This is a genomic window from Leclercia sp. J807 (assembly GCF_009734465.1).
Classification (GTDB): domain Bacteria; phylum Pseudomonadota; class Gammaproteobacteria; order Enterobacterales; family Enterobacteriaceae; genus Enterobacter.
The window spans coordinates 229,721-244,187 of sequence record NZ_CP046446.1 but is presented as its reverse complement, the minus strand read 5'-3'; the positions used below and the strand labels follow the sequence as shown (position 1 = coordinate 244,187).

At 55.5% G+C, this 14,467-nt stretch carries 11 protein-coding genes and 1 pseudogene; 4 read left to right on the top strand and 8 right to left on the bottom strand.

Going from position 1 to position 14,467, the window contains the following annotated elements; all coding sequences use genetic code 11:
• Nucleotides 1-26: 26 nt before the first annotated feature.
• Nucleotides 27-1,253 carry an RtcB family protein gene (locus tag GNG26_RS01140; protein WP_156237508.1) on the bottom strand — a complete coding sequence of 409 codons (1,227 nt, stop codon included), beginning with the start codon at nt 1,251-1,253 and terminating at the stop codon, nt 27-29.
• Between the two features lie 258 nt (nt 1,254-1,511).
• Between GNG26_RS01140 and GNG26_RS01135 the strand changes: the two are divergent.
• Nucleotides 1,512-1,726, top strand: a pseudogene (locus GNG26_RS01135) (lysine-sensitive aspartokinase 3); the annotation flags it as partial.
• 242 nt (nt 1,727-1,968) lie between these two features.
• On the opposite strand, the gene GNG26_RS01130 reads toward GNG26_RS01135, so the two are convergent.
• Complete coding sequence (locus GNG26_RS01130) at nt 1,969-2,334, bottom strand: hypothetical protein (RefSeq protein WP_156237507.1); 366 nt, start codon at nt 2,332-2,334, stop codon at nt 1,969-1,971.
• Nucleotides 2,335-2,982: 648 nt separating this feature from the next.
• Here GNG26_RS01130 and panS point away from each other — a divergent pair.
• Both panS and GNG26_RS01120 read left to right on the top strand, forming a co-directional pair.
• Entirely contained in the window at nt 2,983-3,927 is a 945-nt protein-coding gene (gene panS, locus GNG26_RS01125; RefSeq protein WP_156237506.1) for a ketopantoate/pantoate/pantothenate transporter PanS, read from the top strand.
• A gap of 62 nt (nt 3,928-3,989) precedes the next feature.
• Nucleotides 3,990-4,262, top strand: coding sequence for a DUF3811 domain-containing protein (locus GNG26_RS01120; protein ID WP_103177828.1), 273 nt, complete (start codon nt 3,990-3,992; stop codon nt 4,260-4,262).
• On the opposite strand, the gene rluF is transcribed toward GNG26_RS01120, so the two are convergent.
• The 5 genes from rluF to metH all read right to left on the bottom strand — a co-directional run bounded on the left by rluF (nt 4,263) and on the right by metH (nt 11,575).
• Nucleotides 4,263-5,138, bottom strand: coding sequence for a 23S rRNA pseudouridine(2604) synthase RluF (gene rluF, locus GNG26_RS01115; RefSeq protein WP_103825377.1), 876 nt, complete (start codon nt 5,136-5,138; stop codon nt 4,263-4,265).
• Between the two features lie 51 nt (nt 5,139-5,189).
• Nucleotides 5,190-5,528, bottom strand: coding sequence for a helix-turn-helix domain-containing protein (locus GNG26_RS01110; RefSeq protein ID WP_156237505.1), 339 nt, complete (start codon nt 5,526-5,528; stop codon nt 5,190-5,192).
• Nucleotides 5,525-5,881, bottom strand: coding sequence for a type II toxin-antitoxin system RelE/ParE family toxin (locus GNG26_RS01105; protein WP_156237504.1), 357 nt, complete (start codon nt 5,879-5,881; stop codon nt 5,525-5,527). The genes GNG26_RS01110 and GNG26_RS01105 overlap by 4 nt, the downstream gene beginning before the upstream one ends.
• Before the next feature lie 108 nt (nt 5,882-5,989).
• Nucleotides 5,990-7,621, bottom strand: a complete 1,632-nt coding sequence (locus tag GNG26_RS01100) for a Na/Pi cotransporter family protein (RefSeq protein ID WP_114388208.1) — start codon at nt 7,619-7,621, stop codon at nt 5,990-5,992.
• 270 nt (nt 7,622-7,891) lie between these two features.
• Nucleotides 7,892-11,575, bottom strand: a complete 3,684-nt coding sequence (gene metH, locus GNG26_RS01095) for a methionine synthase (protein ID WP_156237503.1) — start codon at nt 11,573-11,575, stop codon at nt 7,892-7,894.
• 195 nt (nt 11,576-11,770) lie between these two features.
• On the opposite strand from metH, the gene iclR reads away from it, so the two are divergent.
• Nucleotides 11,771-12,595 (top strand): glyoxylate bypass operon transcriptional repressor IclR, encoded by an 825-nt coding sequence (gene iclR / locus GNG26_RS01090; protein ID WP_103177822.1) that lies wholly within the window; start codon nt 11,771-11,773, stop codon nt 12,593-12,595.
• Between the two features lie 81 nt (nt 12,596-12,676).
• Here the strand turns inward: iclR and aceK are convergent, their stop codons facing one another.
• Nucleotides 12,677-14,404, bottom strand: a complete 1,728-nt coding sequence (gene aceK, locus GNG26_RS01085; protein WP_156237502.1) for a bifunctional isocitrate dehydrogenase kinase/phosphatase — start codon at nt 14,402-14,404, stop codon at nt 12,677-12,679.
• Between the last annotated feature and the right edge of the window lie 63 nt (nt 14,405-14,467).

Below are 14,467 nucleotides of genomic sequence, written 5' to 3'. Positions count from 1 at the left end.
GCCAGCACCGTTATCAGCCATCTCTTTTATCCTTTTACACATACCACCTGGCGCAAGGTATGGACGATCTCGACCAGCGAGGCCTGCGCCGCCATGACGGCATCGATGTCTTTATAGGCCATCGGTATCTCATCGATAACCTCGCTGTCTTTTCTGCACTCGACGTGAGCCGTGGCGCGAACCTGATCGGCGACGGTGAAGCGTTTTTTGGCCGCCGTGCGGCTCATCACCCGCCCTGCCCCGTGGCTGCAGGAGCAGAAGCTCTCTTCATTGCCCAGGCCGCGCACGATAAAGCTCTTCGCCCCCATCGACCCGGGGATGATCCCCATCTCGCCCTTCTGCGCCGACACCGCCCCTTTGCGCGTCACCAGGACCTCTTCACCAAAATGACGCTCTTTCTGGACATAGTTGTGATGGCAATTCACCGCCTCCTGCTGCGTGAGGAAAGGCTTTGGCACAATGCGCGAGAGCGCGGCCAGCACGCGGGACATCATCACCTCGCGGTTATGGCGCGCAAAATCCTGTGCCCACTCCACGGCTTCGATGTAGTCGTTATAGTGCCGGCTCCCCTCCTGGAAATAGGCCAGGTTTCTGTCAGGCAGGTTGGCAATATGCTGCTGCATATCCTTCTGCGCCAGCGTGATAAACACATTGCCGATAGCATTGCCCACACCACGCGAACCGCTGTGCAGCATGACCCAAACGCGTTGCTGCTCATCCAGGCAGATCTCGATAAAGTGGTTCCCGGTGCCCAGCGTCCCCAGATGCTGATGGTTATTGGTTTTCAGCAGTTGCGGATATTTATCCGTCAGCCGTTTGAAGCGCGGTGCCAGCCGGGCCCAGTGGTTATCCACTTCATCCGGCGTCTTTGCCCATGCTCCCTTATCGCGATGGGAGCGGGTATTGGTCCGCCCGTGCGGCACCGCCTGTTCAATGGCGCTGCGCAGCCCGTGAAGGTTATCCGGCAGGTCGCCTGCCAGCAGAGATGTCCGCACGGCAATCATCCCGCAGCCGATATCCACCCCCACCGCCGCCGGAATGATGGCCCCTTTGGTGGGGATCACGCTGCCAATGGTAGAGCCTTTTCCGAGATGCACATCCGGCATCACCGCCAGATGTTTGAAAATAAACGGCATCTTCGCGGTATTCAGCAGCTGCTCGCGCGCTTCTGGCTCAACGGGCACCCCGTGCGTCCACATTTTTACCGGTGCGCTGTGCTGCGCCGTTAAAACGTCAAAATCAGTCTGTTTCATAGTGCTCATCCTCAGGGCTGTCTGAACCGTCGTGACCACCCTTTTAACGTTGTCTGTTACCGGGAAGTATTGCCAGGAGCGAGCCAGGCTATTCCTGCTGCACACAAAAATATCCTTTTGATTTAAGTTGATTTTTTACTGGAAATCACAGCACATTGCTAAACCGATAGAATATTTTTATCTTTTAGTATTAGCCTTTATCTTGCAGGATAAACATAAAAAAGCGATGGGTAGTAATTGAGGAACTGGGAACGCTTCCGCGTTGAGGCGGAGGAAGAGCTCGCCTGGTGGCGATCATTGGTAACGAGCTGTCCCGCGCCAGCGGCGTGGGCAAAGAGGTGTTTGGTGTGCTGGAGCCGTTTAACATCCGCATGATTTGTTACGGTGCATCCAGCTACAACCTCTGCTTCCTGGTCCCGGGCGCTGAAGCGGAGCAGGTTGTGCAGAAACTACATCGCAATCTGTTTGAATAGAATTATTCAGCAAAAGAAATAATTAAAAAGCCGGGTACAGACCCGGCTTTTTTATCACTGTAAAACACGGTCGCAAGGAAGGCGTGATGCCCGTATAAGCGGCTCAACGCGTAAAATTACGAACTACTAAAAATGAGTTTCCCATTTTTCTCTAACAGGGGTTAGATGATTTCCTATATTCACGAGCGCTTATACATTATCTCGATAAAATATAAAATAGTCATAAATTACTCTTGAAGTATTTAACCAGGCACATCTTCAAGCATAATTACTGTACTCGATGCTTCGGCCCAATATTTACAACGAAATACAGGGAATGGATCAATGGTATTTATGGTAAAAGGTTCATGGAACCAGTTTTGGCTAGTATATACCGGGTCATGAGCCTTACTAGCGCCATTACTTGCTAGGTAATAATTTCCATCAGAACGATCCTTAAAAATGAATTGATATGCTTCCGATCGGGTTAAAAGCCCATTATGCGGATCAGTACTCCGTATATCATCAGTGAGCCATGCTCCAGTTAAACGAACATACGTATCATCAATAATATCACCCATGTCCGCCTTGTAGAGCCGATAAAGAAGTTCCAATGGCATTTCTTTCATATTAAATCCTTATTATATGACGTAGGGAAGATAGTGAGAGCAAATATATTATTAATAGACGCGATACTATCTATTAATATTTCACGCTGCAGCAAATTCATGCAACAAAACTTTTATAGCATGCTCTGAGAATACAAGACAAACAGATTTTAATTGTTTTTTAATTAAATCGATTCAGCATAAAATAAACATATTTAAAGAGAATGAATAAACTTTCGCTATAAATAATAAAGATATATAGTTTATCGACAGACAGGTTATAAGATTGTTTCCTAAAGTTAATAAAGGGATAACGCCTATTCTTTTTTTACGGCTTAACCAGACAAATAATATTGGCTTTTGTCTTTGATCTCCATGATGGCTTCGTCACTTCAAAACCAAAATATTTGCACATACAGCGGGTCTGGCGGTTCAAACCTGATCCAGAGTGAAGCAGAAAGCAAGCGGTGCTTCCTGCTTCAGTTTGCACTATTCGTTACCGACACGCAGGAGCGCGTTCATCAGACGGCAGATATCCCCTTCTACCGGCGATCATGAATATTATTTGATTGAACAAAATTACTTAGCACGATAAACAATACCTCTAAGCCGGGCTCGATCCCGGCTTTTTTAATAACGACACAACACAACAAATCGCAAGGAATCCGTATGTTATCCGCCATCACCCGGCTGTTCCCGTTATGGGCGCTGCTGCTCTCTGTTATAGCCTATTATACGCCCGCCACGTTTACCCCTGTCGGCCCGTGGGTCACCACGCTGCTGATGCTGATCATGTTCGGCATGGGCGTGCATCTGAAAATCGACGATTTTAAACGCGTCCTGTCGCGTCCCGCCCCGGTTGCGGCGGGGATCTTTCTGCACTATCTGGTGATGCCCCTGGCAGCATGGGCGCTCGCTATCGCCTTTAAGATGCCGCCGGACCTCTCCGCCGGGATGGTGCTGGTGGGCAGCGTGGCCAGCGGTACCGCCTCCAACGTGATGATCTATCTGGCGAAAGGAGATGTGGCGCTGTCGGTGACCATCTCCTCTGTCTCCACCCTGGTTGGCGTAGTCGCCACTCCGCTACTGACCCGTCTGTATGTGGATGCCCACATTCAGGTGGATGTGATGGGAATGTTGCTGAGCATTCTGCAAATCGTGGTGATCCCGATTGCGCTGGGGCTGGTGATTCATCACCTGTTCCCGCGTCTGGTGAAAGCCGTAGAGCCCTATTTACCGGCATTTTCGATGGTCTGCATTCTGGCGATCATCAGCGCCGTGGTGGCCGGTTCTGCGGCCCATATCGCCTCTGTCGGTTTTGTGGTGATTATCGCCGTGGTCCTGCATAACACCATCGGCCTGCTGGGCGGGTACTGGGGCGGGAAGCTGTTCGGCTTTGACGAATCCACCTGCCGCACGCTGGCGATTGAAGTGGGGATGCAGAACTCCGGGCTCGCCGCGGCCCTCGGCAAAATCTACTTCTCGCCGCTGGCGGCACTGCCGGGCGCGCTCTTCTCGGTATGGCATAACCTTTCCGGCTCGCTGCTGGCGGGTTACTGGTCGGGTAAGCCGCTCGAGGGGCAAAAGAAAAGCGATGTGGTGAAGGAAGGTTAATTCACTTCGCCGCAGCGAAGGCATGCTTTACACTGAAGCCTCTTTCACAGGAGGCTTCAGGTATGTCCACACCAAGATTGACCCAGAAAGAGATGACGGAAAGCGAGCAGCGCGAACTGAAAACTCTGCTCGACCGCGCGCGTATCGCCCATGGCCGTCTGCTGACCAACGCCGAAACCAATCACCTCAAAAAAGAGTACATCGACAAACTGATGGCGCAGCGTGAGCTGGACGCCAAAAAAGCCCGCAAACTTCGAAAAGAGCAGGCTTATAAAGTAGATAAAGAGGCGACATTTTCCTGGTCAGCGAATACCCCAACCCGTGGAAGGCGCTGATTAGCGCCCTTTCTTTTTACGGCCTGGCGACGTAAAGCGCTTTCCGTTTCCGGCAGGCTTCGCCCGGCTTTTCTCTTCCGATTGCGGAGCCTTAACCACCGGGCGTTTGATGCCCTGGGTTTTCGGTTTGGCTTTCGCTTTTGGTTTCGCTTCCGAGGATGAATTCTCAATCAGCTTAAAGAGCTCAATCAGTTCATCATCGGTCAGATCGCGCCACTCGCCCAGCGGGATGCCGGAGAGGCTGACGTTCATAATGCGCGTACGTTCCAGCTTCGTCACTTCGTAACCGAAATATTCGCACATGCGGCGGATCTGCCGGTTTAACCCCTGAACCAGGGTAATGCGGAACGCGAACGGCGCCTCTTTCTTCACCTTGCACTTTTTCGTCACCGTGCCGAGGATCGGAACGCCTGCGCCCATGCCGCGGATAAAGTCGTCCGTCACCGGTTTGTTAACCGTGACGATGTACTCTTTTTCGTGGTCGTTACCGGCACGCAGGATCTTGTTCACCAGATCGCCGTGGTTGGTGAGGAAAATCAACCCTTGGGAGTCTTTGTCCAGGCGGCCAATCGGGAAGATACGGCTGCTGTGGTTGACGAAATCCACGATGTTGTCACGCTCGCCATCTTCCGTGGTACTGACAATGCCAACCGGTTTATTCAGCGCGATAAACACCAGGTCTTCTGCGTTACGGGGCTCGATCGTTTGACCATTCACTTTGACCACATCGCCAGGAACAACCTGATCGCCAATGGTGGCGCGTTTACCGTTGATAAAAACGTTGCCCTGTTCGATGTAACGGTCAGCCTCGCGGCGCGAGCAGATCCCGCTCTCGCTAATGTATTTGTTTAATCGGGTAGATTGAGTTGGCAGCATAATTTCTCCTGTAGAGGCGAAATATACCTTAGGTTTCGGCTGGTAAAAAGATCAGCCTACCGTCACTGAGACAGGTTTCCCAAGTTTGCTGAGCATCATCACCAGGGTATCAAGAGTAAACTTGCTGGTTTTAAGATTCACGACATCTGACACACGCGGTCGTGAGACATTGAGCTTCTCCGCGACGTCCGCCTGACGAAGGTTATGCTCAGCAATCCATGCTGAAATTTCTTGCATCAGCTGTCGTTTAAGCAGCAACAGTTGTTCGACTTCTTTCTGGGCATCCTCCTGCAGATGTTTAGCTTCATGCTCGTTAAAGCCGAGTTCGGCAAAAATATTTGCCTCTGTAGGGGTGATATGGCGAATTTTACAATCAATGGCCTGACTCATTTTCCACTCCTTAGCTCCTCCATTACGCTCTGAAAACGCGCTTTCGCGATACGCTTATCGTGCTCTGATGTACGTCGGCTTTTTTTTATAAAACAGTGCAGGATATAAACAGCCTCTTCAAAACGGGCCAGGTAGAGGATACGGTAAGCCCCAGAACTACTGCGCAATCTGACTTCTTCCACGCCTCTGCCAATCTCTGCCATTGGCTTCCAGTCTGCCGCCTCTAACCCTGCCTGCAGGCGGTGCAACTGATAGCCAGCCTCCCGGCGGACCTCCTCGGGAAAACAGAGCAAATCATCGAACGCACTCCCTACCCAAGCTATCGGGCGCAGGGTCGGTCTTTCTGGCAGCATAACACATCCCTGTATAAAATTTTATACATATCATCCATGGCATAACATTAAACCAGGCGATGTGTTTACTCACGCCTCGCCGCTCCGTTCTGCGAGGCGCTTTCCAGATCAATACTCATCCCGCCCATCGTCTTCATCCGGCTGCTCCATTACGCTGTAAGCCACCGCGCAGAACAGGGAGTTAAGGCGCTTCATGTCGCCAAGCAGCCCCAGGTGCAGGGAGCTGGTCTCAATGCTTTGCACGTTCTGCTGGTGCAGCCGGTCAACGTGTGCGTGGGAATAGCGACGGTTGAGAATACGGAACCGGTGTTTATTACGGCGCAGACGGCGGGCGCTGGGCACATCGCCGGAGAAAAAGACCGACATCGCCAGCTTAAGGTTGGCGAGGAGCTGATCGTGCAGCGCGTCCAGCTCTTTAACCCCTTCCAGGGAGAATGCCCGGCGGGCCGCCAGCGATTTATCGGCGATTTCGCTCCCCATGCGCTCGACGATGTCGGAGGCCTGCTCAAGGTTAAGCGACATTTCGATGATCTCCGCCCAGCGGCGGGACTCCTCTTCCGCCAGCTCATCTTTTGGCATCCGCGCCAGGTAGAGTTTGATGGCGGTATAGAGCACGTTGATATCGTCGGCGAGTTTACGCAGCGCTTTCTCTTCCCGCGGCTCGCCATGTACCACCTTTTTCAGCCCCTCCAGCATTAACTCCATCGCATCGCCCATGCGCAGCGTTTCACGGGCGGCATTGGCCAGCGCCAGCGCCGGGGTATCCAGCGCGGTGGTATCGAGATGTTTCGGTTTCAGACGGGCATCGAGCTCCGGTTCATCGCGGATGATACGTTCACAGAAGCGCGCCATTGGCCCAGCAAAGGGCACCATCGCCACGCAGCGCACCAGGTTATAGAAGACGTGGAAGTAGATGACCATCTCCGATTCCGGCAGCGACAGGTTATCCATCAGGTCCGCCAGCGGCTTAACGAACGGCAGAATAATCAGGCTTCCCACCAGCTTAAACAGCAGGCTGCCAAGCGCTACGCGGCGCGCTGCGGCATTGGCGGCGCTGTTATTAAGTACCGCCAGCAGGCCGGAGCCAAGGTTCGCACCAATCACCAGACAGAGGGCGACCGGGAAGGAGATGATCCCCGCCGCGGTCAGGGTCGCGGTTAACAGTACCGCCGCCAGGCTGGAATAGCTGATAAGCGCAAACACCGCTCCAATCAACGCATCCAGCATGATATCGCCGGTCAGCGAAGCGAAGATAACCTGGACGCCGCTGGCCTGCGTAATGGGGGTGACGGCCTGAACGATCAGCTCCAGGGCCAGCAGAATCAGCCCAAGGCCGATCCCCACGCGCCCCAGCTGTCCGGCCCGGGTCTGCTTACGGCCAAGGAAAAATATCACGCCGATAAAGATCAACAGCGGCGACAGCCAGGAGAGATCAAAGGTCAATACTCGCGCCATCAGCGCGGTCCCTACATCGGCACCGAGAACAATCACCAGCGCAGGCGTCAGCGCCACCAGATCCTGGGCCACAAACGAGGTGACCAGCATGGTGGTGGCATTGCTGCTTTGCACCAGCGCGGTGACGCCAATGCCTGCACAGAACGCGAGCGGCTTTTTCTCAACGCTGCGACTGAGAACGGTACGTAAGCGGGCGCCAAAAACGCGCATTACGCCGGTACGAACAATATGGGTGCCCCAGACCAGCAACGCCACGGCAGAAAGCAGATGTAGCAGAGTCAGCACGGATACAGGTTCTCCTTTTCGTTATCGGTTCCTTAAGCCCATGCCAGAAACGCCGGATGGCGCTTCGCTTATCCGGCCTACGCCTGGCCTGAGCTCTTCTCAAGTATAAGGGGTCAAACGTAAGAAAGAGACAGGGCACCCATTGGGTGCCCTGTTTGTTGTAAGGAAACGTGACGTGAGCCGGACCCTGACCGTCGGCGGCGCAGTCAGATTGCACACAGACTGCCCGCAGTGAGGACAGCCCTGGTGCAAGCTGGCAAGTAAGCCAGGTCAGTCGGCGTCGTAGCCGAGGTTTGGCGCTAACCAGCGCTCCACCTCCGCCACGCTCATCCCTTTACGCAGGGCATAATCTTCCACCTGGTCACGCTGGATCTGCGCCACGGCGAAGTATTTGCTGTCAGGGTGACTGAAGTACCAGCCGGAAACCGATGCACCCGGCCACATGGCGAAGGACTCGGTGAGCTTCATGCCGGTATGGGCTTCGACATCCAGAAGCCGCCAGATAGTGCCTTTCTCGGTATGCTCCGGGCAGGCCGGGTAGCCTGGCGCCGGACGGATCCCCTGGTAGTTCTCACGGATCAGATCCTCATTGCTGAGATTCTCAGTAGGCGCGTAACCCCAGTGCACCTTACGCACCCGCTCGTGCAGGTATTCCGCAAACGCCTCGGCCAGACGGTCGGCAATCGCTTTAATCATGATTTTGTTGTAATCATCATGCTGCGCTTCGTAGGCATCCGCCAGTGCGTCCTCCTCCAGCCCGCCGGTCACGGCAAAGGCACCGATGTAGTCCGCTTTGCCGCTCAGCTTCGGCGCGACAAAATCAGCCAGACAGTAGTTAGCAAAACCCACCTTCTCGGTCTGCTGACGCAGATGATGGCTTACGGTCAGCACGTGAGTACGCGTCTCATCGCGATAAATTTCGATGTCGTCACCTACGCGGTTAGCGGGGAACAGCCCCACCACGCCGCGCGGGTTAAGGGTTTTCTCGGCGCTGAGCTTGTCGAGCAGGTCGTTGGCATCTTTAAACAGGCGCTTCGCCTCCTCGCCCACCACCTCATCTTCCAGAATGCGCGGATACTTCCCGGCCAGCGACCAGGTCATAAAGAACGGCGTCCAGTCGATGTAGTTGCGCAGGGTCTCGATGCTGGCCGTTACCTCCTGCACGCCCAGACGATGGGCAACTGGCGGCGTATAGCTCGACCAGTCAAAGGCCAGGTCGTTATCCCGCGCCGCCGCCAGCGTTACCGGCGGGGTGCGCGGCTTTTTACGCCCGTGCTGAATGCGCACCGTTTCATACTCTTTGCGGGTTCTGGCAACAAAGTCGTCTCGCTGGGTCGCTGAAAGCAGCGCCGAAACCACGCCAACCGTGCGCGAGGCGTTCTGTACGTAGACCGTCGGCCCGCTGTAGTTCTGCTCGATCTTCACGGCAGTGTGCGCTTTGGAGGTGGTCGCGCCGCCAATCAGTAGCGGAATGGTAAAGCCCTGGCGCTCCATCTCTTTCGCCACGTTGACCATCTCATCCAGCGACGGGGTGATCAGCCCGGAGAGGCCAATCAGATCGGCATTCACTTCGCGTGCGGTTTTGAGGATTTTCTCCGCTGGCACCATCACGCCCAGATCGATAATCTCGTAGTTATTACACTGCAGCACCACGCCGACGATGTTTTTGCCGATGTCATGCACGTCGCCTTTTACGGTGGCGATGACCATCTTGCCGTTACTGGAACCTTTCTCTTTGCTGGCTTCGATAAACGGCTCCAGATAGGCCACGGCCTGCTTCATCACGCGGGCGGATTTCACCACCTGCGGCAGGAACATTTTGCCCTCGCCGAACAGATCGCCGACCACGTTCATGCCGTCCATCAGCGGCCCTTCGATCACTTCAATCGGGCGCGCGGCCTGCTGGCGGGCCTCTTCGGTATCTTGTTCGATAAACTCGGTGATCCCTTTTACCAGCGAATATTCGAGGCGTTTTTTCACATCCCAGGTACGCCACTCCGCCTGCTGAACGTTGGCGCTATCATCAGCTTTGCTGCCGCGATACTTTTCGGCCAGCTCCAGCATGCGCTCGGTGGCGTCGTCGCGGCGATTCAGGATCACATCCTCAACCGCGTCGCGCAGCTCCAGTGGCAGGTCGTCATAAATCGCCAGCTGGCCGGCGTTGACGATCCCCATATCCATCCCATTACGGATGGCGTAATAGAGGAACACCGCGTGGATCGCCTCACGCACCGGATCGTTACCGCGGAACGAGAACGAAACGTTGGAGACGCCGCCAGAGATCAGGGCATGCGGCAGCTCGCGCTTGATGTCTTCGCAGGCGCCAATAAAGTCCTGGGCGTAGTTGTTGTGCTCTTCGATCCCGGTGGCGACGGCAAAGATGTTCGGGTCAAAGATAATGTCTTCCGGTGGGAAGCCGACCTCTTCGGTCAAAATCTGGTATGCGCGGCGGCAAATTTCAATTTTGCGCTCCCGGGTATCCGCCTGGCCCACTTCGTCAAAGGCCATCACCACCACGGCGGCACCATAGCGGCGCACCATCTTCGCGTGGTGGATAAAGGGCTCAACCCCCTCTTTCATTGAGATGGAGTTAACGATCCCCTTGCCCTGAATGCACTTCAGCCCTTTTTCGATCACTTCCCACTTCGAGGAGTCGATCATAATCGGCACGCGGGCAATGTCCGGCTCACCGGCGATCAGGTTGAGGAAACGCACCATCGCCGCTTCGGCGTCGAGCATCCCCTCATCCATGTTGATATCAATGATCTGCGCCCCGCTCTCAACCTGCTGGCGGGCAACGTCCAGCGCTTCGCTGTACTTCTCTTCTTTGATCAGGCGTTTGAACTTCGCGGAGCCGGTCACGTTGGTACGTTCGCCAACGTTCACAAACAGGCTCTCATCGCCAATGTTCAGCGGCTCAAGACCAGATAGTCGACAGGCCACCGGCAGGTCGGGGAGCTTACGTGGTGCCAGGCCCGCCACCGCGTTGCTCATGGCGGCAATGTGCTCTGGCGTGGTGCCGCAGCAGCCGCCGACGATATTCAGGAACCCGGATTCGGCCCACTCGCGGATCTGCGCCGCCATGGTGGCGGCATCGAGATCGTACTCACCAAAGGCGTTCGGCAGGCCGGCATTCGGGTGGGCAGTGACGTAGCACTCCGCGATGCGCGACAGCTCCTGCACATACTGGCGCAGTTCGTCCGGCCCCAGGGCACAGTTCAGGCCAAAGGTCAGGGCATCGGCGTGGCGCAGGGAGTTGTAAAAGGCTTCGGTGGTCTGCCCGGAGAGGGTACGGCCAGAGGCATCGGTGATGGTGCCGGAGATCATAATCGGCAGGTCGACACCCAGGGCTTCGAACTCCTCTTTCACCGCGTAGATGGCGGCTTTGGCGTTGAGCGTATCGAAGACCGTTTCAATCATGATCAGATCGACACCGCCTTCCACCAGCGCTTTGGTGGACTCGCGGTACGCGGTCACCAGCTGGTCAAAGGTGATATTACGAAAAGCTGGATCGTTCACATCCGGCGAGATAGAGGCGGTGCGGTTGGTCGGGCCAAGCACGCCCGCCACATAGCGCGGTTTCTCTGGCGTGCGGGCCGTCCACTCATCGGCGCAGGCGCGGGCCAGCTTCGCTGCCTCGTAGTTGATCTCCGCCGACAGGGATTCCATCTCGTAATCCGCCATGGCGATGGTTGTCGAGTTAAAGGTGTTGGTCTCAACGATATCCGCACCCGCCTCGAAATAGGCGTAGTGAATGGCGGCGATAATCTCTGGCTTGCTGAGTACCAGCAGGTCATTGTTACCTTTCAGATCGCAGGGCCAGTCGGCGAAACGGTCGCCGCGAAAGTCGTCTTCACTCAGACGATAGCTCTGGATCATGGTGCCCATACCGCCATCCAGTACCAGAATGCGTTCATTTAACTGCGCACGCAGTTGATCTACTTTGCTGCTCACACTTGCTCCCGACAACGCTCAACCAGGCCAAAAGGCCAGCAGTCCATACTGGCATAATCTTGCTAAGGGGAAAAGTCACACCGCGGTAACATGAGACATGTTCAGCATGACTCATCCGATCAGTCAGGATAACGGTTGCAAAATACCCAAATAAAACGAAAATGATTTCCACGATACAGAAAAAAGGAGCCTGCCATGGTCGCCACCGTTCCCGCTAAACGCGGCAGAAAACCCGCCGCCGCGACCGCCCAGGCGGGCGGTCAAGTCCAGTCCCTGACCCGGGGGTTAAAGCTCCTCGAATGGATAGCCGAGTCGCACAGCAGCGTGGCGCTAACGGAGCTGGCCCAGCAGGCTGGCCTGCCAAATTCCACCACCCATCGCCTGCTGACCACCATGCAGCAGCTGGGCTTTGTCCGTCAGGTGGGTGAGCTCGGGCACTGGTCCGTGGGTGCCCACGCGTTTATTGTCGGCAGCAGCTTTTTGCAGAGCCGTAATCTGCTCGCCATTGTCCATCCGATCCTGCGCAAGCTGATGGAAGACTCCGGCGAGACGGTCAACCTGGCGGTGCTCGATCAGAGCGATCACCAGGCGATTATTATCGACCAGGTGCAGTGTACCCAACTGATGCGCATGTCGGCCCCGATTGGCGGCAAGCTGCCGATGCACGCCTCCGGGGCAGGAAAGGCGTTTTTGTCCCAGCTCAGCGAGGAGCAGGTGACGGGTCTGCTGCACCGCAAAGGCTTACACGCCTATACCCATGCGACGTTGGTATCACCGGTGCATCTGAAAGAGGATTTAGCCCTGACGCGCAAGCGCGGCTACTCCTTCGATGATGAAGAGCATGCTCTCGGCCTGCGCTGTATTGCCGCCTGCATTTATGATGAGCACCGCGAGCCGTTTGCCGCTATCTCCATCTCCGGGCCGATCTCACGGATGACCGACGACCGGGTGACTGAGCTGGGGGCGCTGGTAATTAAGGCGGCGAAAGAGGTGACGCTGGCGTATGGTGGGATTCGTTAAGTCTTCAATGCCCGGCGGCGCTATGCTTGCACGGGCCTACAAAATTCTGTAGGCCGGGTAAGGCGCAGCCGCCACCCGGCGTTAAGCCGCATACTTCACGCTAAACCGCTGCTTACGCCGGTAAGCATAAACATCTTCCACATGCCCGTTCTTAATGCGGGTTTGCAGGCCACGCCAGTAATCGGCGCGAAACAGATCGGCATGCATCTCTTCAAACAGTGCTCCAATACGCGGGTCAGCGCATAACCAGTGGCGAAACTCCTCCGGGAAGACATCTCCCGGCGAGACGCTGTACCAGGGCTCGCTGGCGAGCTCATCTTCCAGGTAGCGCGGCGGCGGGATTTCACGAAAATTCACTTCCGTCATGTAGCAGATTTCGTCGTAGTCATAGAACACGACCCGCCCGTGACGGGTGACGCCAAAGTTTTTAAATAGCATGTCGCCCGGGAAGATATTGGCTGCCGCCAGCTGCCGGATGGCATTGCCGTACTCTTCAATCGCATCGTGCAGCGCCTGCCCCTCTGACTGCTCCAGCCAGATATTGAGCGGCACCATCCGCCGTTCAATGTAGAGATGACTGATGACGATTTTATCCCCCAGATCGCTGATTTTTTCTGGCGCTTCCTGGAACAACAACGCCATCAGCTGCGGCGCAATCTGTCGCTTATCGAGAACAAAATTCTCAAACTCCTGGGTATCCGCCATGCGCCCGACGCGATCGTGCTCCTTAACCAGCTGGTAGCAGGCGCGCACATGGGCGGCAGACATCTCTTTCTGCGGGGCGAATTTATCCTTTATCACCTTAAACACCCGGTCAAAACCCGGCAGGGTAAAGACCAGCATCACCATGCCGCGAATGCCTGGCGCCTCGATAAACTGCTCATCCGCATGGGTGATATAGTGCAGGTATTCCCGGTAGCTCTCGGTTTTCGCATGTTTCTGACACCCTATCGCCATATACAACTCAGCGGTGGTTTTACCGGGCAGGATCTCACGCAGCCACTCCACCAGCGCGCCTGGCAGGGGGGCGTAAACCATAAAGTAGGAACGGGCGAAGCCGAAAACAATGCTCGCTTCGGCGCTGGTGGTCAGGCAGGTATCCACCACCAGTTCACCTTCGTCGCTGCGGTGAATGGGCAGTAAAAACGGCAGCGTGGCGTCCGGGGTAATCAGTTTCCCCACCAGCCAGGCGGCTTTGTTGCGGTAGAACAGTTCATTCGCCACCTGTAAATGAGAGTCTGGCAGAGTGTCCGCGCCGAGCGTTTCCGACAGATGGGCGATGATATACCCGACATCACGCGGGCGATTTTGCCACGGCAGACGCAGAGGGAGATCGGCCAACACTTTGGTTAACAACGCCTCCCACCCCTGTTCAGGATAGAAATCTTTCGCCAGCGGACGCGGCAAGGCACGAAAACGTTGCCCCGGCTGAGAGCTGAAAATAAAAAGCCGCTCCGGTGACAGCGAGCGGTGATCAAACAGCCGACAGTAGACAGAGTTGAAAAAGCTTTCCGCAATCTCATAACGCGGATAATCCGGCAGCAGCTGGGTGTAATGGCTTTTCACCCGCAGCAAAAAAGCGGCATTGATATCGATGCTGCCGGTGATGCAGCGCAGCTGCTCTACCACCAGACCCACATGATGATCGTAGAGATGAATACGCTGTTTCATGGCCTGCTGCACGGCGTGCCAGTCTGCCTGCTCGAAGCGCTGCTGCGCCCCGCCCGTCACTTCCAGAAAACGGCCATACTGAGCATCAAAGCCCTGCAAAATGGTCTGCGCAATCAGTAATTCCAGGCCACGCGACATAGATGTCCCTCACCCCAGGAAACAGAACCGTAGGCCCGGTAAGCGCAATGCCACCGGGCGTTT